Genomic DNA, 19,306 nt, shown 5'->3' with positions numbered 1-19,306 from the left:
GGAGACAACCGTGGCCCGTTTCCCGGCTAATCAGCTTGATGAGTACGCAGCTCAATTCGAACGTGACGGACTGGTTGTACTGAAGAACCACTTTCCGGTAGCAACGCTCGAAAGCTGGCGTGAGGCGTTCGCACCGTTGCTCGCAGAACGGATCGCCTCAAACGCGACGGCCGTGCGGGGCGAGAACCGGCACTACATTACGCTGCCGTTTAGCGGCGTATTTGCCGACGAGCGCATTTTTTGCGACCCCGACGTGCTCGGTATTGTCGAACGCGTGGCCGGTGACGATCCCGTGATGTGCCAACTCGCAACCGACACGCCGCTGAACGGTTCGACCTTTCAGGACATTCATCGCGACACACCCGCGCTGTTCGATGGCATCGCGGAAACGCCGTCCTTCCAGTTGGCGGTCAATTTCCCTTTGTGCGACGTCACGCCGGAAAACGGCCCATTCGAAACGACGCTCGGCACGCACCGCATGCGCGCGGAAGAAGCCATGGACGCATGGCGCGAGGGCCGTCTGCCCCTGCACGCCATTCCGATGGAATTGGGCGACGTGATGATCCGGGACGTTCGCGCACTGCATCGCGGCACACCGAACCATACTGATCTGCCGCGTCCCATGGTGGTCATTGGCTATAGCAGAAGCTGGTATTTCAGACCCGAGGTTCACATCGACGTACCGGTAGACGTGTACCAGCAGTTGAGTGCGCGGGCAAAGCGCTTATTGCGGTACATGCCACGGGTGGAGAAAATCGATCCGGGTCACAGTACTGAGCACTACCAGAAATTTGCTTATTGAAAGCCCGGCCGGTCGACCACGCTGTTGCGCCAACCGGTCGCGTACATACAGGTGAATCAACGAACGATCAGAACCGCCGGAAATTCCGGTCACGCAACGGATCGGGCGTTCGCTGCGTTGCACGCAAAATGCCTGTGTTGTCGAAAGAGAAGTTGAAAAGCAAAGGCGTGATGTTGTTTTCAATATAACGATACGACCAGACTTCTCGCTGCGACAACCGGAAGAAAGCGGTCTCCACGGGGCGGCCGAAATTGATCAATACGTCGTTGCGCGTCCACGTACCAATTTCCGCGCGATTAAACTCGCTGATCTGCAACACCTGACGCACGTTCACGATCTTGCCGGACGCGTCGATATCGGCTGCAACTGTCGTTGTTCCCATCGGCTGGGTCGGCCACATGAGCCGCCGCCCGCCGTTCGGCAAATCATAGGTTTCGCGCGGCGGCCCCAGTCGCGCGATGATGGTTGACTGGTCCTGGCCAGCCTGAAATTGCTGCCACGGCTGTGCGCACGCCGCCAGCATCAGCGCCGCAATGCAGGCGATCGCGGCGCGCTGCAACAACACAAATGTCCGCGAGCCCAACGCGGCGGAATCGGAAACACGAGCAAAGCGGGTAAGCATGGATTCCTCCAGTTACGTCGATGAGTGCTTCGTTCCAATTGGTTAGCCGACTATTCTGACGGGCGCGCTTCCTTACCCCGCCGTCAATCAGAGGGCAAAAATCAGTGTAGCAGGCAGGGGGATAAAGGCGAGGTGGAGAGTGACACTGCCGACATTGGCAGGCTGATGCCGACGGTCTGGCAGAGCTTGAAGTGCACTGCCAGCCGCCTCAGAGCGAACCCCGGTTACTCCATCAGCCGTCCTCTCAGACGCTTGTACTCGTCTTCCGAAATCGAACCCGCTGCCTTCAACCGGTCCAGCTTTTCCAATTCGTCAGCCGCACTGAAGCCGATAGCGTGGCGCAGGTTGTCGCGCGCGTGTTTCATTCGCTCTGCGTCGCGCTCCGCCATACCACGACCTTGCGTCAACAGGTACGCGAAGATGCCGATGTACGGCAAGATGATCAGCACGATGACCCAGATGACTTTGCCAAAACCCGAAACATCATGGCGGCGGAACAGGTCGCCTGACACCGTAATCAGCAACCAGAACCACAAAATAAACATGAAGACGGAAAATATGTCGGCCAGAAAATTCGTAAATGTGAAGCCACCATTAAAGAGCATTCTTTTCTCCAGTCATTGCGGTTGTGATTGAAATAATTAACAAATGTCAATCCTGGGGTTTGCGCGTTGACCCGCTATTCCCGCCGGTATAGTGCGCCGGCCATGTGCCACAAAAATGAATTGGTCAGCCACGTCAATCGGGGCCAATGGGATGAGCTATGCGGACGGTTCTGGCGCGGCTTCGCGTGAGGAAAACGGCTGGTCTTTCACCGAGCGTTAAAGGGAGCTTCCGTGCGGACTGGCGAGAAGTGCCGACGCGCGCGCGTTCGTGTGAGGCCTGGCGATAGAACCATTCCATCCTTATCCTCCGTTTGTCGCGATGTGATACGTACCCGTTTAAACTTTATAGTTCATATCGCCGCCAACGCGCGAAATTTTTTAGAGGGCGGACGATTATCGTCAAGTCATCTGGCCACCCGAAGGCACAGATTCGCTCGCGCCCTTAACCGGACCGCAGGTCATCACCCGATCAGCCCGCGACAAAAGCCGCGAGTCGCCACTTGAACTAACGGCCTCGATACCCGTTGCGGCCTCGCTTGCCTGACGTCTTCGGCCATTGGCCTCTTCACATTTACCTTATAACCACGGGATTTTTAGGACCGAGCCTATAGCTCGCTGGAAGGACATCCATAAAATAGAGAACCTTTCGGACTTCCTCCCACCATTCACGCTACCAATCTTCGCGACCGTACTCGCGATATTTTATAAATCATTTTTCGGCAAACTTATTAGTTTTCCCGAAACCAACCATGAAATTAACTTTATGAACAAGCCATACGTCTTTAACTATCAAGCACCGGTTAATCCCTGGTGGGAGAGCAGCGCAGCAGAAATCGCGGAAGGTTCCGGCGACCTGGACAACCTCCTCAAACAGACCCACGAAGACCTGCACTCTCTTGGCGAAACAGTGTTACGACTCGACGGAGAACTGCGTACAGCGAAGATCGATAAGGTTGTTGCCGAGAAAAAAATTGAAGTCATCTCGAAGCTGATTCAGGACGTCTCTGTACTGCGACGCAACGAACCCCTGGCAACCATCCAGAATGCCAGTCATAGCGCCGACACAATAGAAACCCCAAAACGCCAACGTCAGCCGAAGCATCGCAAGACCGGAAAGTTATTGTCGATCGTCGTCATTCTGGTTCTGGCATGCGTTTCCTTATTCGTCTTCGCGGCGATCTTCGCGACTCATAGCGGGAGTGAGCCGTGGTCGAGTGCGGGAATCAAACACTTCGCGACCTGGCTTCAACCGTTCGTGAGCAAGTTTCTTCATTGAGTTTTTCGTCAACCCCGAGCGTACTAACGCGAATTACGCTCGCGCGATCTCACCGTAACATCGCAAGCGCACTCGTCAATACCGCCTGCTTGAACGCTTTCGGTCGCTTGGGCAGCGCGGAAAACGGACTCAGCACGTGGCCATACGCCACGGTTTTACTGATTCCATTGACGAGCAGCATGAACATCACCTGGGGGTCCTGCGGGGGCACCTCGCCCGACTCGATCGCGTCGGCAAGCAACGGCACCAGCACATTATGGAAAGGCCGCACCAGCCGCTCGATCAGAACGTCCAGCCGCTCCCCGCTTTCCGTTGCGGCAGTCGAAAAGAACATCCCTACATCAGGCGTCAGAAACACCTGATCGATCAGGATCGACACCGCTTCTTCGACACGCGCGCGCGGCTTCAACTCGTTCCTTCCCCGCAATGTGCCGGTCTTCGCGATCATCGGCGCGGCTTCTTCGGCGATCCGATCAACCACGGCCGTCCACAGCGATTCCTTCGATCCGAAGTGATGCGCGACCAGCGCCGGGTCTACCCCGGAGGCCTTGGCAATCTCGCGCACGCTGGTCGCCTCGTAGCCGCTTTTCGCGAATGCAATGCGCGCATTGCGCAGCAATGCATCGGCGCCGCTCGCATCGGTGCAGACTGGGCGGCCGCGCGTGCGACGCGGCATGGCGCTCGTCGCGGCCGGCTCGGCGTTGTCTCTTGGTTGTTTCATCGGCGACGGCAGAAAGTGTTCAAGGAAAGTCCGAAATTTTAACCGGCGTGCTGGCGTAGATGACAGCACCGTCGTTTGACATGAACCCGTCAAGTCCGTAGGATCGCATTAATTCATCACTCGTAGAATTATTTATTCATGATTCAGGCGCCCCGGATTGCTGCTGCGGACCGCTGAACGGATCCGAAAGGCTCGTACCACCGGGCATACCGCCGACATGAATGCAGCGCATCTTTGAGAGAGGCAAGACTGTGGATCAATGCAACATCGGCAATACGGCATGGCAGAGAACAGTCGGCCAGCTCGACGCGGGATGCGCGCATCAGTTCGCGGCTCATGTCAGGCAGATCGTGAGTTCGCACGTATCGACCCGCGTGTCGTCCCAGCACGAGGCGATTTCGGTCGTGCTGCTGGACCGGGTCAGTCCGCGCACGGCGACAGTTTCGTGGAGCGATCCGCAAGGCTGTAAATACGGTGAACAGGTCTGGCGTCTGGCTACCGCAAAACGTGCTGGGACATGCGTGCTGTCCGGGCAACCCATTGCGAGAGGCGAGCAGATCTACCGGCCGACAAAGGTCGATCCTCCGCCAACTAACGCGGATGCGATGATGCTGGTAGCGGCACTCAATGAGGCGCTTTCTGACTGACTTATGTGCGGACATGTGGCCCAGAATCAGAGCTGCACGCTCTGCGAAACGCACTATAGTGAAGACTGTCTTCAATCCTTGGAGAGGGTTCTTCGATGACTGCAAGCAAACGACGCACCTGGGCCAATGGTTTTCTGATCGCTGCCCTGCTCTATTTCCCCGCCGCGCACGCTCAACTCGGCAACCTCCTCAATCAGAACGGCAACAGCGGGGCCGCCGGCGGACTTGGCAGTCTCAGCGGTTTAGCCGGCGGGTCGTCACTGCAATCGCTGACATCAGGCAGCACGGGCAACGTCGCCGGCGTGCTCCAGTTCTGTGTCAAGAACAACTATCTCGACCCTAGCGCATCATCGGTTAAAGACGGCTTGATGAGCAAGCTGGGCGGCTCCTCGTCGACCGATAGCGGATATACCGACGGTGCCAAGGGCATTTTGAATAGTGGCGACGGTAAGCAGGTCGATCTGAGCGGCGGCGGTTTGAAGGAGCAGCTCACGAAACAGGTCTGCGACAAGATTCTCGCTCAGGGCAAGTCCTTGCTGTAGACAGGCGGCGGCGTTTGTCGAAAGGAAATAGAAAGAAAAGACACTCGCCGCTTCTTTCATGGTCGACGCGCGAGAAAATCCGCGCTTCGACCTGTCCCTCGCGGCGACGCGTCAAAGGCTCCTCACGACGCCGGACCCTATCGATATTCCCGTCAGTGAAGTGCTCCGTGACCGGAATGCGCCGGATGCCGCTGCCGTCAGGATTCGTCTTCGCGTGCGAGTTGAACTGGATGCCGATCGTATCGGAGTGTCTCATGAGCGCGAGCCCGATCTTCAACGACAGTCCCTCAACGACACGTGCGGGCGGCGGCAATCCAAAGGCCGAGAAAATCGTCGGCATATAGCGCGGTTTCGAGGTCACGCGCGGTCTCCGTTAACCCGGGCTGCAATACGCCGAGTTGGCGCGCGGCCGTACGGACTATCAACGGGTTCGTGGCTGCCACAAAGATTCCCCGCTATACGGGTTCTCTGGCTCGCGAGCACCCTGCGCGCAACATGGCAGCGGTGAATGCCAGCATGCGTCTTTCCTCAGCCGCAGTAGACTGTCGATAGAATCTGTTTTCAATCCATTATTCGTTTATAAACGGAGACAAACGTGCCAGGCTTACTTCCCGATGTCGACCCCGAGGGACTCCTCGAATATTCAGTCGTTTATACCGACCGCTCAATCAATCATATGTCGCGGCTCTTCCAGGGAGTCATGCGCGACGTTTCCGCTTCCCTGAAAAAAGTCTACAACGCGAAGTCGGCCATTGTCGTCCCGGGCAGCGGCACCTTCGGCATGGAAGCCGTTGCCCGTCAGTTCGCGACGAACAAAAAGTGTCTGGTCATCCGCAATGGCTGGTTCAGTTTCCGCTGGTCGCAGATTTTCGACATGGGCAATATCCCGTCTGAATCGATTGTGTTGAAGGCTCGTCCGGTCGTACAAGGAAGACAGGCTGCGTATGCACCTCCGCCAATCGAAGACGTCGTCGCGGCGATCAGGGAAAACAAGCCGGATCTGGTCTTTGCGCCGCATGTCGAAACGGCATCCGGCATCATGCTGCCGGACGCCTATCTGCGCGTGGTGGCCGATGCGGTGCATGCCGTCGGCGGCATGTTCGTACTGGATTGCATTGCGTCCGGCACGGTCTGGGTCGACATGCAGGCTAGCGGCGTCGACGTCCTGTTAAGTGCGCCGCAAAAGGGCTGGAGCGCGTCACCGTGCTGCGGGCTGGTCATGCTTGGCCCGCTTGCGCGCGAAAGAATCGACGGAACCACCAGCACCAGTTTCGCGTGCGACCTGCGCAAATGGCTGCAGATCATGGAAGCCTACGAGAACGGTGGATTCGCGTACCACGCCACGATGCCGACGGACGGTCTCGCAACGCTGCGTGACGTCATGAAAGAAACCGAGAAATACGGCTTCGACAACATGAAAGCGAAGCAACTCGAACTCGGCAAGCGCATTCGCTCGCTCCTCGCTGACAAAGGCTTCAACAGCGTGGCAGCCGAAGGTTTTGAGGCACCGGGCGTCGTAGTCAGCTACACGGACGATGACGGAATCCGATCCGGCCAGAAGTTCGCCGATGCTGGCTTGCAGATTGCGCCCGGCGTTCCGCTTCAATGCGACGAACCTGACGATTTCAAGACCTTTCGCATCGGTTTATTCGGCCTGGACAAGCTGCTCGACGTCGAAGCTGCGGTGGCCAGGTTCGCGAAGGCGCTGGACAGGATTCTTTAGAACTTTTCGCTGAGCATGTACGTATTGCTTGTTCTCACGACGGCCTCGTCTGGAGAACTTCGAACGTGCCGGACAAGCGACGTACATGACCGGGCCTGGGCGAACGGTCAGGCGGTACAGGGTCCCTATGACCGCTTACCGAAAGACCCGGGCTATCTTTTAGAATCCGTCGTCCATCGGCGCTCTCGGCGTCGACTCAATGACAATGAGTTAGCACGATAAGCGGGGCGAGTTCGATGATTCACACTTATTCCGCTAGCAACCACTCAGTGCGAGTGACCCGATGTCCGTGACGAGAAAGAACGCGGCGACTCAAGCAAACGGCTTCGAGCTTCACTATGAAACGTTTGGCTCGCCGGCAGACCCAGCGACGCTGTTGGTGATGGGAAACAGCGCACCGGGACTCGTTTGGCCCGACGCTTTTTGCGAGATGCTCGCGGCAACTGGCTTCCATGCCATACGCTTCGACGCTCGCGATACGGGACTCTCGACGTACGTCGATTTTGACCAGGCGCCCTACACCCTGGACGATCTCGCCGATGACGCGTTTGCGCTGATGGCAAGCCTCGGCATCGGGCGGGCCCACGTGGTCGGGCTATCGCAAGGCGGCGTCATTGGGTATCGGATGGCGAGCCAGCGGCCTCAGCACGTGCTTAGTCTCACGGTCATGATGTCCTCCGTGGATCTGCGACCGAAGAACCATGCGTTCGCGGGCGTGGCGCCAATGGAAGGCGAATTGCCCCGGCCATCGTCCGATTACGTCGCGCGAGTCCTGGCGCTTAATGCGACCGCGCCAACAACAATCAATGAAGTCGCCGAGCGGTTCGTCGAAAATTTTCGGCTGGCTGCCGGGCCTCGGTCGCCTTTCGATGAAGAATCGTGGCAAACGCTCGGCCGCGCGTTTGCGGAGTTACCTCTGCAGAGAAGAGACGGGCTGTCCCCCACCATGGCAAACAACAGCCATCACACGCTAGCGCAGAAACTCACACCAGCTCTCACTGCCGATGCGCTTGCCTCAATCAGAGTGCCGGTACTTCTGATCCAGGGAAGCGATGACCCGATTTTTCCGATCCAGCATGCCGAGTGGTCGGCATCGGTTATCCCCACTGCAACGTTGCGCGTAATCGATACCATGGGACACGCACTGGACCCAGCGTTCTTCGATCGCATTGTCGAGGTGTGGTGCGACTTTCAAATTCGTAAAACGCACACATATCGTTAGCAACCCAAAATTGATGACTTCGTTCGCTGGACGTCTCAGCCCCAACATTCAGCTTCGGACACTCCATACTCACTGCAAAAATTCGCATGAACCTTATTGTGCGAATTTCTGCATGTCCGATGAAAGTCCGCGCCTTCTGTGCCCCTACTCATCACCCCCACCGCCAGTAGTGACATCAAGCATATCGTGAAAATCCGATATACAATTCGTTTTGTAGCGATGCAGACGTAAGACGCCCACCAGCGTCGCGCTTGCCTGTTGCTGAATATTGAAACGAACCTCATGACGCCCGACATCGACGCGATCCACAAAGCACTAGCCAACCCGGTGCGCCGGGAGATTCTCGGCTGGCTGCGGGAGCCGTACGCGCATTTCGCCGATCAGGAACTGCCGCTGGACCACGGCGTATGCGCTGGAAAGATCGACGCACGCTGCGGCCTGTCGCAGTCCACCGTGTCAGCTCATCTCGCGGCGTTGCAACGCGCGGGGCTGGTCACGTCGAAACGGGTTGGTCAGTGGGTCTTTTTCAAGCGCAACGAAGCCGTGATCCAGGCGTTTCTCGACCATATGAACGCCCGGCTCTGAACACGTGGTCTGCGTCGCCGCGCTTTTTCCTGACCTTTCATCAAGCAGTCTATTCAGGCTCGGGCCACGTGCCCGCCGCCAAAGGTGAATCCTTATGCCGACTCTTTTCGATCCGCTGCAAATTGGCGACATTACGTTGCCGAACCGCATCATCATGGCTCCCCTCACGCGTCAGCGCGCCGAAGAAATCCGCGTGCCGAACGCACTGATGGCGAAGTACTACGCCGAACGCGCATCCGCTGGTTTGATCCTCAGCGAAGCGACGTCGGTCACGCCGCAAGGTGTGGGTTATGCCGAGACGCCGGGCATCTGGTCGCAGGAACAGGTTGAAGGCTGGAAGCTCGTCACGAGCGCGGTGCACGCAGCAGGCGGCAAGATCTTCCTGCAACTGTGGCACGTCGGCCGTATTTCCGACCCGCTGTTCCTGAACGGCGAACTGCCGGTCGCGCCGAGCGCAATCGCAGCACAAGGCAATGTGAGCCACGTGCGTCCGGAACGTCCGTTCGTGACGCCGCGCGCGCTGCAACTCGACGAGATCGCCGGTGTGGTCGAAGCGTTCCGCAAGGGCGCGGAAAACGCGAAAGCCGCGGGCTGTGACGGTGTCGAAGTGCATGGCGCAAATGGCTATCTGCTCGACCAGTTCCTGCAGGACAGCACCAACACGCGTACCGACGCGTACGGTGGTCCGGTCGAAAACCGTGCACGCCTGCTGCTCGAAGTTACCGATGCCTGTATCGCCGTGTGGGGCGCGAACCGTGTGGGCGTCCACCTCGCACCGCGCCGCGACGCGCACACCATGGGCGACTCAGATCCGGCCAACACGTTCGGTTATGTGGCCCGCGAACTCGGCAAGCGCAAGATCGCATTCATCGCTGCACGCGAGTCGCTCGGCGACGATCGCCTCGGTCCGCAACTGAAGAAGGAATTCGGCGGCCCGTACATCGCGAACGAAAAGTTCACGAAGGAAACCGCACAACACGTACTGGACGCAGGCGAAGCGGATGCGGTGGCCTGGGGCCAACTGTTCATCGCCAATCCGGATCTGGTGCGCCGTTTCGAAATGGACGCGCCGCTGAACAAGCCGAATCCGGCAACGTACTACGCACGGGGTGAAACCGGCTACGTGGATTATCCGACGCTCGAAGCAGTGGAATAACTCAGCACGCTGTAGACACACGCGGCGGGTGTGACCGGAAACTATGCCGGTCACACCCGCCGCGTTTTTTTGTGCGGGCTATTTGCGCGACAACCGCAAGCATCATGCGAGATCACGCCGCATGAACACGCGCTTCGACTCGTCGAGTCCTCGCGCGATATGTGCATTGCGCCGCTCGATCAATGCTGCATCGAGTGCGGCCAGATCGATATCGCAAAACCCGAGCCGCCGATAATACGGCGCATTCCAGGGCACGTCGCGATAAGTCGACAACACGAGTTGCTTTATCTGCCGCTCGCGGGCAAGTTGCTCAACCTGCCCGATCAACGCGGCGCCAATACGATGTCCGGTATGCGTGGTCAGCACGTCGAGTTCCTGAATATAGATACGTGCGGGTTGCAATTCGAACATGACGAAACCAATGCACCTGTCATCTGCTTCCACGGCAACGACGATCTCGCCCGCCCCGATCTTGCGTTCGACCAGTTCCAGTTTCATTGGCGGAGCATCGGCAATCCCCGCCATATCGACGCTCACAAACCGCTGACCCGCTTCGAATTCAATCTCGCGAATCGCGGAGGCATCGTGCAGTGCGGCAAAACGAAAAGTCACATTGAGTGCGTATTGCATGGGGTTTTCAGGTTAGTACCGGTTTTCATTACTGAGTACATGGTCCAATATTGACACTCCTGCTTACAAATACACAAGTGCGCAGGCGATCGCGGCGCTACACTCATACGATTCCGATTTCATTCGAGCCATGATGCATTTGATGCAAATTCTCCACGTCGCTCTGCACATTGACCGGCACCTTGGAACGCTGATCGCACAGTTCGGCACTACCGTGTACGCGATGCTGTTTCTCGTCATCTTCGTCGAAATTGGTTTTCTGCCGCTGTTCTTCCTGCCCGGCGATCCGCTGATTTTCATTTGTGGCGGACTCGCGGCTACCGGTGCATTGAATGTCTGGCTCGTGATGCTCACGCTATTCGCAGCAACGGTAGCCGGCAGCATCGTCGGCTACGGAATCGGCCGCGCGATCGGCGAGCGGGCTTATACGGCCAATTATCGCTGGCTCAACAAGCGGGCGCTGCGCAAAGCGCACGCGTTCAACGAAGCACGCGGCGGCCTGACGTTTCTGCTGTCGCCATTGCTGGCGGTCGTTCGCACGTTCGCGCCGTTCGTCGCAGGCGTTTCGCGAATGACATTCGTGCGTTTTGTGTCCTTCGTCTGCGGCGGTGCAGCGCTATGGATCGGCGCACTCGTGACCGCCGGCTATCTGTTCGGCAACATGCCGCTAGTACATGACCATATGAGTTCGATCGTGCTGCTCGGCGTTCTGGCGGGCGGCGGCTCGTTGTTCATCGCAGCGCTCTGGCGTCTCTTTCATCAGCGGTTGCGTCGCGCGCAGTGATATTCAGGGAGGCCAGCATGACGCGTTCCGCGCAGCCGGCTTTCTTCCCCACCTCGATTCCCTCAACTTGACGCGAACCAGATGCGAAGGTAACCTTCACAGGTAGCCTTCATATTCTGTCATCATGAGCAAGAACGCCCCGCCGGTTGCGCCAGAAATCTTGCATGGAATGGCAGAAGATCTGCGCGTGCTGGCCGGCAAACTGCGCCGCCGCTTGCGCGAAGAGTCCCACGTGGGCGACTTCACCCCTTCGCAGGTGCAGGTTCTCAACTTGCTGGAACGGGAAGGCCCTGCCACGGTCACAACACTTGCACGCGCTATGGGCATGCGCCCGCAATCCATGGGTGAGACACTTTCAGTGCTGAAAGCTGCCGGACTCGTGAGCGGCGCACCCGACCCCAATGACGGTCGGCAAACTGTTCTCTCCCTCACTCCAGCCTTCCGCAAAAAGGTCAAGGCAAGCCGGGTGGCGCGCGAAGACTGGTTATTTCGCACCATTCAAACCCGCTTCTCGGCGGCTGAGCAACAACAGCTCGCAACTGGCGTCGACTTACTCAAACGCCTTATCGACTCGTAATTCTCAGGAGCATCACCATGGCCCTTACCACTCTCGACGCAAAAACCGCACTCGTCATCATCGACTTGCAGAGCGGCATCGTCGCACTGCCCGTCGTTCATCCGGCGCAGGAAATCGTGCAACGCTCGGCGGCCCTGCTCGACGCGTTTCGCCGTCATGGCCTGCCGGTCGTGCTGGTGCGCGTCACCGCAGGTGCGCCGGGCCGTACCGACAATGGGCGCAGCACGGGTGACTTCCCGGCCGGTTTCGCCGCTCTCGTGCCGGAACTGAAGCAGCAACCGTCGGATCACGTAGTGACCAAGCGCACGTGGGGCGCATTCACGAACACGGATCTCGAAGCGCATCTGCGTGAACAAGGCGTCACGCAAATCGTGCTCGCGGGTATCGCGACCAGCATCGGCGTCGAATCCACTGCACGTTATGCAAGCGAACTCGGCCTGAACGTCACGCTCGTCGTCGATGCCATGACCGACATGAATGCAGACGCACACACCAACAGCATCACGCGAATCTTCCCGCGTCTCGGCGAAACCGGCACGACGCAGGAACTGCTCGACTTGCTGGAAAACACCCGCGCATGAGATTGCGCATCAGCGTTCGCGCCTGCCTGCATACCGTCCGGTCTCGCGCTATGAGGGCCGGCCGGTGAAAGGCACGTTCCGTTCGCTGCGCACCTTCAATTACCGGACCTGGGCGAGTGGCGCGATCGTCTCCAACGTCGGCACGTGGATGCAGCGTACGGCGCAAGACTGGCTGGTCCTCACGGAACTCACGCATCACAATGCGACTTCCGTGGGTATCGTCATGTCGCTGCAATTCGGGCCGCAAATGCTGTTGCTGCCCCTCACCGGTTATGCAGCCGATCACTTCGATCGTCGCAAGCTGCTATTCGCGACCCAGGCGGCCATGGGTTCGCTGGCACTGGGTCTCGGCCTGCTGACTATCAGCGGGATCGTGCAGTTGTGGCAGGTGTACGTGTTCGCCGGGCTGCTCGGTTGCGTCACGGCCTTCGACTCCCCCGCTCGTCAGACTTTCGTATCCGACCTGGTCGGCGAAGAAGACCTGTCGAACGCGGTGGCACTGAACTCCACGTCGTTCAACGCGGCGCGCATGATCGGCCCCGCAGTCGCGGGCCTGCTGATCGCCTCCGTCGGCACGGGCTGGGTGTTTCTGATCAACGCGCTTTCGTTTGTCGCGGTACTCGGTTCGCTGCGCATGCTGCGTCTGCACGAACTGCATCTGAAGCCCCGCGCCGTGCGCTCGCGCGGCAGTTTTGTCGAAGGCTTCAAGTATGTGTGGACGCGTCCCGATCTGAAGGCCGCGTTGCTGATGCTGTTCCTGATCGGCACATTCGGACTGAATTTCCCGATCTTTATTTCGACCATGTCGGTCACCGCGTTTCATGCGGGCGCCAGTCAATACGGGCTATTGAGCTCGACCATGGCGATCGGCTCGGTGACCGGCGCGCTGCTTTCAGCGCGCCGGGCGAGACCGCGTATGGCGTTGCTGCTCGGCGCAGCCGCGGTTTTTGGCGTGGGTTGCACGATAGCCGCGCTGATGCCGAATTACGTGCTGTTCGGCATGGCGCTCGTCGTCATTGGCGTGTCGACGCAAACCTTCACGACCTCGACCAACAGTCTCGTTCAACTCTCCACCGAACCTGCGATGCGCGGCCGTGTGATCGCCATCCTGCTGGCCATTGCATTGGGCGGCACACCGCTTGGCGCGCCGGTCGTGGGCTGGGTCGCGGATCGCTTCGGCCCGCGCTGGGCGCTGGGTGTCGGCGCTGCATCCGGCATTCTGGCAGCGCTCGTGGGCCTGCTTTATCTGTTCAGGTATCGGCAGTTGCGCGTGTATGTCGACGATGGACGAGTGCGCTATAGCATCGATGAGCCACGTCGCACGCCATCGTATGTCACCGTGAGTTCGTTGCAGAGCGCCGTGTTGAATGAAGCGGAAGAAGACTCTTCGTCGGGCGTTTGAGCGGTCACAGAACCGTTGCTACCGCTGGCACGCTTAAGCCATCGCGCTGATCATTCACACGTGTGTTTGAATAAACTCCGCCAAACTACAGCCATTGTCATTCTTTTCCGATGCAACGCGCGCTCATCGGTCGCCATTTAAAAAATAACAATTCGCGGGAAAACCCGCCTCCAGTTCCGCCCTGCCAAGCCGTTGTCGAAGCTAGGTGCTGAAAAAATCAGCACCGTCATAACGACACACGAGAGCCGAGGGCATCATGAAGATTCAAACGACCGACGGTACGTTGCGTACCAGCTTGATCGCGGCCTCCGTGGCCGCGATCCTTTCTCTTGGAGCGTGCGGCGGGTCCGGCGCGCTGAGTTCAGGAACCGGCAAGACCGGTGGCAATGGCGGCGCACTCGCAGCTGGCGCCGGCACGACCGGCTCGACCGCCAGCGCCGGCGGTGCGTCGAGCGGCACCGGCACATCATCGGGATCGGGAGGCAACACCACGACGGCGAATGCATTGAGCCAGACCGTCGGCAATACCGGCAACGTCGTCACCGATGCGGGCAACACCGTCTCCGGCGTGGGCACCGTCATTGGCTCGCAGACTTTGCCGGTCGGCAATGCGCAAACTACCCAGGCGGCGGGCGGCATTGTCCAGAACGTGGGCGGCAGCGTGGCCACGCTCGGTACCGGCCTCTCCACCGGACTGGGGCAACTCGGCACGGGCACCGACGGCGTCGGCACCACGGTCGGCAGCGTGGGCGGCGCAGTCGATTACGCGGGCAAAGCGGTGAGCAACGCGGGCACACTCGTCACCAGCCTCGGCAGCGGCTCACTGGCGCCGCTCGCGGTGGTCACCACGCCCGTGGGCGACACCGTCGGTTCGCTCGGCAGCGTGGTGAGCAACACCGGCACGACGCTCGGCACCGCGCTGACCACCGGCCCCGTTCAGCAGATCACGAGTAGCGTGAGTTCGGCGGTCGCTCCAATCGAATCCGTGCTGGTGCAGACCACGCAAACCGTCGGCACGACGACGGGGATCGGCGCGCCGGTCAATGGCTTGCTGGGGACGGTCGGCAGCACGCTCGGCAAGACCGGCAGCCTGATCGCGACCAGCGGCGGCAATCCGGTCACGGCGGGACTCGGCAGCGTCGTGGCGGATACCGGCAAGACGGTCGCGTCAGCGGGCGGCCTGCTGACGGGCGGCAATAGTAATGGCGTCGCCGCCACGTTGTCGGGGATCACGGCGGTGACGGGCTCGGTGAGTGGCACCAACCCGGTGGCAGCGTTGACGTCGACGGTAACCGGCTCGCTCAGCGGCGCAACGGGCGGCAGCAGCAACGCGCTGACCGCACCGCTCACCGGTCTCGTCTCAGGCGTCACGACGACGCTGGGCAGTGTGTCCACCCCATCCGGCTCGACCACGTCGGGGAAGGCCACGGGTTCGTCGTCCAGTGTCACGACAGCCGGCATCTCGGCGACGCCGGGCACCACCAGTACGGCAGGCGGTTTGCTCGCACCTGTCACGACCCTGGTGGGCGGACTGGTGGGTGGGCTCGGCAAGAAGTGATGCGGCTCTGAAGCCCGGCATGAAGCGGCGTGAAGGGGTTTCACGCCGCGTTAAAAACCGCCTACCCCGCGCGTCACCAGCGCATACGGTCCGCTCGTCAACTGCTCTCTCAGGAACTCGATACACACCTGAATCTTCGCCGACGACGAAAGGCGCTCCGCCGTCACCGCCCACACATCGGCGGACTGCTGGTAGTCCGGCAACACGCGCACGAGTTCACCGGCGCGCAGGCTTTCGGCGACGTCCCAGATCGACACCATCACGATGCCGTAGCCGTCCTTCGCCCATTGCACGACGATGTCGCTGAGATTCGATGCGACCGTGCCCGTGACCTTCACGCTCTTTTCTCCGTTCGGTCCGCTCAGCCGCCAAACCCCGAAGCGATCGTCGCGTCCACGAAACACGAGGCAGTCGTGCTGCGGCAACTCGCCAGGTTCGACCGGCGCGCCACGCCGTTCGAGATAGGCCGGCGATGCACACAGAATGCGCGCGCTCTCCACCATCTTGTGCGCGATCAGATGCGGCTCCTGCACTTCGCCCACGCGCACGTCGATGTCGAAATTCTCGCCGACCAGGTCGGCGCGGCGATCCAGTAACTCCAGCCACACTTCCAGATTCGGATGGCGCTCGCGCAGCAGCGCGAGAATCGGCGACACATGCTTGCGGCCGAGCCGCAAACTGGTGCTGATCCGCAGCAAGCCACGCAACTCCGTACGGCGATCGGCGAATGCATCGGCCATGCCTTGCACATCGTCGAGTATTTTCTGCGCCCACTGCAAAGCCGCTTCGCCGTCGCTCGTCACGCTGACGCGGCGCGTGGTCCGTTGCAACAGCTTCACTCCGAGACTCGCTTCCAGCATGGCAATGCGCTTGCTCACATGCGAAGGCGACAAGCCCATTTCCGTCGATGCTCCGACAAAACTACCCCGCCGCGCGATGTTGCAGAACAGTTGAAGATCGCGCAGGAAAGATTCATTATTGGCTGTGAGCGCATTCTGATTTTCCATCGGGTCGCATTGTGTCGGGACAGAACCACATTACCCTAGCCGTAACGGATTGATCGGGCAAGCCAAAGCCACTTCGACGCAATAGTCTGGATACCCAATCACTGGTTAACCCGGTGCTACCTGTCGAGACCAGCCGGTCAATGCCGCATTGCGGCAAATCTGCCAGGGGTGATCCACGGGCGACATGTCCCGGAAAGTCCTGGCTTGCATAGTTCTGCTTTCAGGACGCCCAATGAGTCAGCCATAGAAGCTGATCAAAAACATTTCTGTTCAGGAGACGATATGGAAACGAACGCATCGCCGGACGCGCACGCGCATCGCTCGCAGGCTCGCAAGGCCACCGCCAGTGGCTGGATTGGTTCAGCGCTCGAGTACTACGATTTCTTCATCTACGCGCAGGCCGCGGCCCTTATCTTTCCTCAACTGTTCTTTCCATCGGGCAACCCGAAGATCGCGATCGTCGCGTCGCTCGCAACCTATGGTGTCGGTTATGTCGCCCGGCCGATCGGCGCTGTCGTACTCGGTCATTGGGGCGACACGCACGGCCGTAAAAACGTGTTGCTCGTGTGCATGTTCCTGATGGGCTTCTCGACGATGGCCGTCGGTTTTCTGCCGACCTATCACAACATCGGCATGTTCGCGCCGTTGTTGCTGGTGATACTTCGTCTGGTTCAAGGCTTTGCGGTGGCGGGTGAAATCTCGGGCGCAAGTTCGATGATTCTCGAACACGCGCCATTTGGACGACGCGGCTATTACGCAAGCTTCACGTTGCAAGGCGTGCAGGCCGGCCAGATTCTCGCGGCCGCCGTGTTCCTGCCGCTCGCCTACTACATGGACGAAAGCTCGTTCAATTCGTGGGGCTGGCGCATTCCGTTCCTGCTGAGTTCGGTGGTGCTGATCGCCGGCTACATCATTCGTCGTGAAGTGGAAGAAACCCCTGCCTTCGCGAAGGAAGACTCAACGGGTGGCGTGCCGAAGTCGCCGATTGCCGAAGCGTTCCGTTATAACTGGCAGGATATGATCCGCGTGGTTCTCTGTTCACTGATGAACGTGATCCCCGTGGTCGCCACGATCTTCGGCGCGGCTTATGCGGTGCAGGCGTCATACGGCATCGGCTTTTCGAAGAGCGTCTATTTGTGGATTCCGGTGGTCGGCAACATCGTCGCCGTGCTGGTGATTCCGTATGTGGGCAATCTGTCCGACCGGATTGGCCGCCGCTTGCCGATTGTGGTCGGCGCGCTCGGCGCGGGTCTGCTGTCGTTCGGCTACCTGTACGCGATCAGCATCCGCAACGTGCCGCTCGCCATGGTGATGTCGGTCCTCATGTGGGGAATCATCTATCAAGGCTATAACGCCATTTTCCCGAGCTTCTATCCGGAACTGTTCCCCACCCGCTCACGGGTCTCGGCAATGGCGATCGGTCAGAACATCGGCACGACGATCACCGCGCTGCTGCCCGCCCTGTTCGCTTACGTGGCGCCCCCGGGATCGAACAACATTCCGATGACCATCGGTGCAATCACATTCGCCATCTGCATCGTGTCGGCGATCACGGCGTGGACTGCGCGCGAAAACTTCCGCGTGAAGCTGAGCGATCTCGGCGAACCCAATGCGGTTCCGATCGACAAGCACAGCTATGACGCACTACGCGCCGAAACCATGGCCGAGTCGAAAAAAGTACTCGCCTGAGGTTCGACTTCATCGCTCACCGTGCCGCCCACACGGGCGGCTTTAAAGGAAGGAACCGCCTCATGAATCGAACCCGGATCGCCGTGGCCGGTGCGGGCTATATCGGCCGCGCTCATATGGCTGTCGCCCAGCAAAGCGGCACGTGCATGTTATCGGCCATCGTCGACCCGTCAGCGGCAGCCGGGGCGCTCGCTGCCGAGGCTGGCGTCCCGCTTTACCGGACGCTCGACGAGTTGCTCGAACGGGATCGTCCTGACGGCGTGATTCTCGCCACGCCGAACCAGTTGCACCTGGAGCACGCGCAGGTCTGTCTCGCGGCGGGTGTGCCGACGTTGCTCGAAAAGCCGATCGCATCGACGGTTGACGAAGCGGAAACACTCGTCGCGGAAGTCGAGCGTTGCGGCGTGCCGTTGCTGATCGGCCATCATCGCGCGCATAGCCCGATCATGGCGCGCGCGCGGCAACTGATCGACGAAGGCAAGCTCGGCAAACTGGTGGCGGTGATGGGCAGCGCCGTTTTCTTCAAACCGGATGAGTACTTCTCGGGCGCCGAATGGCGGCGCAAACCGGGCGGCGGCCCAATTCTGCTGAATATGATTCACGAGGTGCATAACCTGCGGATGTTGTGCGGCGACATCGTCGCGGTGCAGGCGTTTTCATCCCATGCGACGCGTGGCTTTCCGGTCGAAGACACCGTGGCGATCAACCTGCGTTTTGCGAACGGCGCATTGGGCAGCTTCATGCTGTCCGATACGGCAGCGAGTGCGCGCAGTTGGGAACAGACATCGCAGGAAAACAAAGCGTATCCGTCGTATCCGGATGAAGATTGTTACGTGATTGCAGGGACATTCGGCTCGCTCTCGGTGCCAACCATGCGCCTGAAAACGTATGGCAAAGCAGAAGACCGTTCGTGGTGGAAGCCTTTCGACGTGAGCGTCGCCGACCTGACGCGCGACGATCCGCTGAAGCTTCAGCTAGAGCACTTCGGGCAAGTGGTTCGCGGCGAAACCGCGCCGCTGGTCAGTGCGCGCGACGGCTTGCAGAACCTGCGGATTACCGAGGCGATTGCGCACGCCGCCAACGCGGGCGTGGTTGTCGATACGTCGCCAGCCGTTGCAATGAACTCCTTCGCTCATTCCGCTGTCCATTAACACGGCGCGGCGAATGCCGTCGAATT

General features: G+C 59.6%; 20 protein-coding genes. 15 read left to right on the top strand and 5 right to left on the bottom strand.

Annotation, left to right across the window (positions count from 1 at the left end; translation table 11 throughout):
- Nucleotides 1-10 precede the first annotated feature (10 nt).
- Nucleotides 11-802, top strand: a complete 792-nt coding sequence (locus LMG28727_RS13530; protein ID WP_236591821.1) for a phytanoyl-CoA dioxygenase family protein — start codon at nucleotides 11-13, stop codon at nucleotides 800-802.
- 67 nt (nucleotides 803-869) lie between these two features.
- On the opposite strand, the gene LMG28727_RS13525 is transcribed toward LMG28727_RS13530, so the two are convergent.
- Nucleotides 870-1,424 carry a hypothetical protein gene (locus LMG28727_RS13525; protein ID WP_201642816.1) on the bottom strand — a complete coding sequence of 185 codons (555 nt, stop codon included), beginning with the start codon at nucleotides 1,422-1,424 and terminating at the stop codon, nucleotides 870-872.
- A 224-nt stretch (nucleotides 1,425-1,648) separates the two neighbouring features.
- Complete coding sequence (locus LMG28727_RS13520; RefSeq protein WP_201642815.1) at nucleotides 1,649-2,029, bottom strand: SHOCT domain-containing protein; 381 nt, start codon at nucleotides 2,027-2,029, stop codon at nucleotides 1,649-1,651.
- Nucleotides 2,030-2,792: 763 nt separating this feature from the next.
- Here LMG28727_RS13520 and LMG28727_RS13515 point away from each other — a divergent pair.
- Nucleotides 2,793-3,305, top strand: coding sequence for a hypothetical protein (locus LMG28727_RS13515; RefSeq protein ID WP_201642814.1), 513 nt, complete (start codon nucleotides 2,793-2,795; stop codon nucleotides 3,303-3,305).
- Between the two features lie 49 nt (nucleotides 3,306-3,354).
- Here LMG28727_RS13515 and LMG28727_RS13510 read toward each other — a convergent pair whose 3' ends face one another.
- On the bottom strand, nucleotides 3,355-4,026 hold the full coding sequence (locus tag LMG28727_RS13510; protein WP_201642813.1) for a TetR/AcrR family transcriptional regulator: 672 nt from the start codon (nucleotides 4,024-4,026) through the stop codon (nucleotides 3,355-3,357).
- 221 nt (nucleotides 4,027-4,247) lie between these two features.
- Here LMG28727_RS13510 and LMG28727_RS13505 point away from each other — a divergent pair, with 221 nt between their 5' ends.
- From LMG28727_RS13505 to LMG28727_RS13480, 6 genes are all read left to right on the top strand, one after another.
- Nucleotides 4,248-4,673, top strand: a complete 426-nt coding sequence (locus LMG28727_RS13505; protein ID WP_201642812.1) for a DUF3331 domain-containing protein — start codon at nucleotides 4,248-4,250, stop codon at nucleotides 4,671-4,673.
- Between the two features lie 95 nt (nucleotides 4,674-4,768).
- Nucleotides 4,769-5,215, top strand: a complete 447-nt coding sequence (locus LMG28727_RS13500; protein WP_201642811.1) for a DUF2501 domain-containing protein — start codon at nucleotides 4,769-4,771, stop codon at nucleotides 5,213-5,215.
- Nucleotides 5,216-5,810: 595 nt separating this feature from the next.
- Nucleotides 5,811-6,938 (top strand): aminotransferase class V-fold PLP-dependent enzyme, encoded by a 1,128-nt coding sequence (locus LMG28727_RS13495; protein WP_201642810.1) that lies wholly within the window; start codon nucleotides 5,811-5,813, stop codon nucleotides 6,936-6,938.
- 283 nt (nucleotides 6,939-7,221) lie between these two features.
- A complete protein-coding gene (locus LMG28727_RS13490) occupies nucleotides 7,222-8,160 on the top strand; it encodes an alpha/beta fold hydrolase (RefSeq protein WP_201642809.1) in 939 nt (312 codons plus the stop codon).
- A gap of 282 nt (nucleotides 8,161-8,442) precedes the next feature.
- Nucleotides 8,443-8,745 (top strand): ArsR/SmtB family transcription factor, encoded by a 303-nt coding sequence (locus LMG28727_RS13485; RefSeq protein ID WP_074767897.1) that lies wholly within the window; start codon nucleotides 8,443-8,445, stop codon nucleotides 8,743-8,745.
- A gap of 94 nt (nucleotides 8,746-8,839) precedes the next feature.
- Nucleotides 8,840-9,901: an alkene reductase gene (locus LMG28727_RS13480; RefSeq protein ID WP_201642808.1), complete on the top strand. Its 1,062-nt coding sequence runs from the start codon at nucleotides 8,840-8,842 to the stop codon at nucleotides 9,899-9,901.
- Between the two features lie 102 nt (nucleotides 9,902-10,003).
- Here the strand turns inward: LMG28727_RS13480 and LMG28727_RS13475 are convergent, their stop codons facing one another.
- Entirely contained in the window at nucleotides 10,004-10,531 is a 528-nt protein-coding gene (locus LMG28727_RS13475; protein WP_201642807.1) for a GNAT family N-acetyltransferase, read from the bottom strand.
- Between the two features lie 133 nt (nucleotides 10,532-10,664).
- Here LMG28727_RS13475 and LMG28727_RS13470 point away from each other — a divergent pair, with 133 nt between their 5' ends.
- The 5 genes from LMG28727_RS13470 (at nucleotide 10,665) to LMG28727_RS13450 (ending at nucleotide 15,433) form a co-directional block, all read left to right on the top strand.
- Entirely contained in the window at nucleotides 10,665-11,315 is a 651-nt protein-coding gene (locus LMG28727_RS13470) for a VTT domain-containing protein (RefSeq protein ID WP_201642894.1), read from the top strand.
- A gap of 124 nt (nucleotides 11,316-11,439) precedes the next feature.
- The gene (locus LMG28727_RS13465; RefSeq protein WP_201642806.1) at nucleotides 11,440-11,892 is read left to right on the top strand and encodes a MarR family winged helix-turn-helix transcriptional regulator; all 453 of its coding nucleotides are present in this window, start codon (nucleotides 11,440-11,442) and stop codon (nucleotides 11,890-11,892) included.
- A 17-nt stretch (nucleotides 11,893-11,909) separates the two neighbouring features.
- On the top strand, nucleotides 11,910-12,473 hold the full coding sequence (locus LMG28727_RS13460) for an isochorismatase family protein (protein ID WP_201642805.1): 564 nt from the start codon (nucleotides 11,910-11,912) through the stop codon (nucleotides 12,471-12,473).
- Nucleotides 12,474-12,537: 64 nt separating this feature from the next.
- Entirely contained in the window at nucleotides 12,538-13,875 is a 1,338-nt protein-coding gene (locus LMG28727_RS13455) for an MFS transporter (RefSeq protein ID WP_201642804.1), read from the top strand.
- A 256-nt stretch (nucleotides 13,876-14,131) separates the two neighbouring features.
- A complete protein-coding gene (locus LMG28727_RS13450; RefSeq protein WP_201642803.1) occupies nucleotides 14,132-15,433 on the top strand; it encodes a collagen-like triple helix repeat-containing protein in 1,302 nt (433 codons plus the stop codon).
- Between the two features lie 50 nt (nucleotides 15,434-15,483).
- On the opposite strand, the gene LMG28727_RS13445 is transcribed toward LMG28727_RS13450, so the two are convergent.
- Entirely contained in the window at nucleotides 15,484-16,440 is a 957-nt protein-coding gene (locus tag LMG28727_RS13445; protein WP_201642802.1) for a LysR family transcriptional regulator, read from the bottom strand.
- A 282-nt stretch (nucleotides 16,441-16,722) separates the two neighbouring features.
- On the opposite strand from LMG28727_RS13445, the gene LMG28727_RS13440 reads away from it, so the two are divergent.
- Both LMG28727_RS13440 and LMG28727_RS13435 read left to right on the top strand, forming a co-directional pair.
- Nucleotides 16,723-18,129 (top strand): MFS transporter, encoded by a 1,407-nt coding sequence (locus tag LMG28727_RS13440; RefSeq protein WP_201642801.1) that lies wholly within the window; start codon nucleotides 16,723-16,725, stop codon nucleotides 18,127-18,129.
- A gap of 62 nt (nucleotides 18,130-18,191) precedes the next feature.
- Entirely contained in the window at nucleotides 18,192-19,280 is a 1,089-nt protein-coding gene (locus LMG28727_RS13435) for a Gfo/Idh/MocA family protein (protein WP_201642800.1), read from the top strand.
- The last annotated feature ends 26 nt before the right edge of the window (nucleotides 19,281-19,306 follow it).

The organism is Paraburkholderia metrosideri (genome assembly GCF_904848625.1).
In the GTDB taxonomy this organism is placed as follows: domain Bacteria; phylum Pseudomonadota; class Gammaproteobacteria; order Burkholderiales; family Burkholderiaceae; genus Paraburkholderia; species Paraburkholderia metrosideri.
Note: the sequence above shows the minus strand (reverse complement) of the source record. Positions and strands in the feature narration are given on the sequence as shown.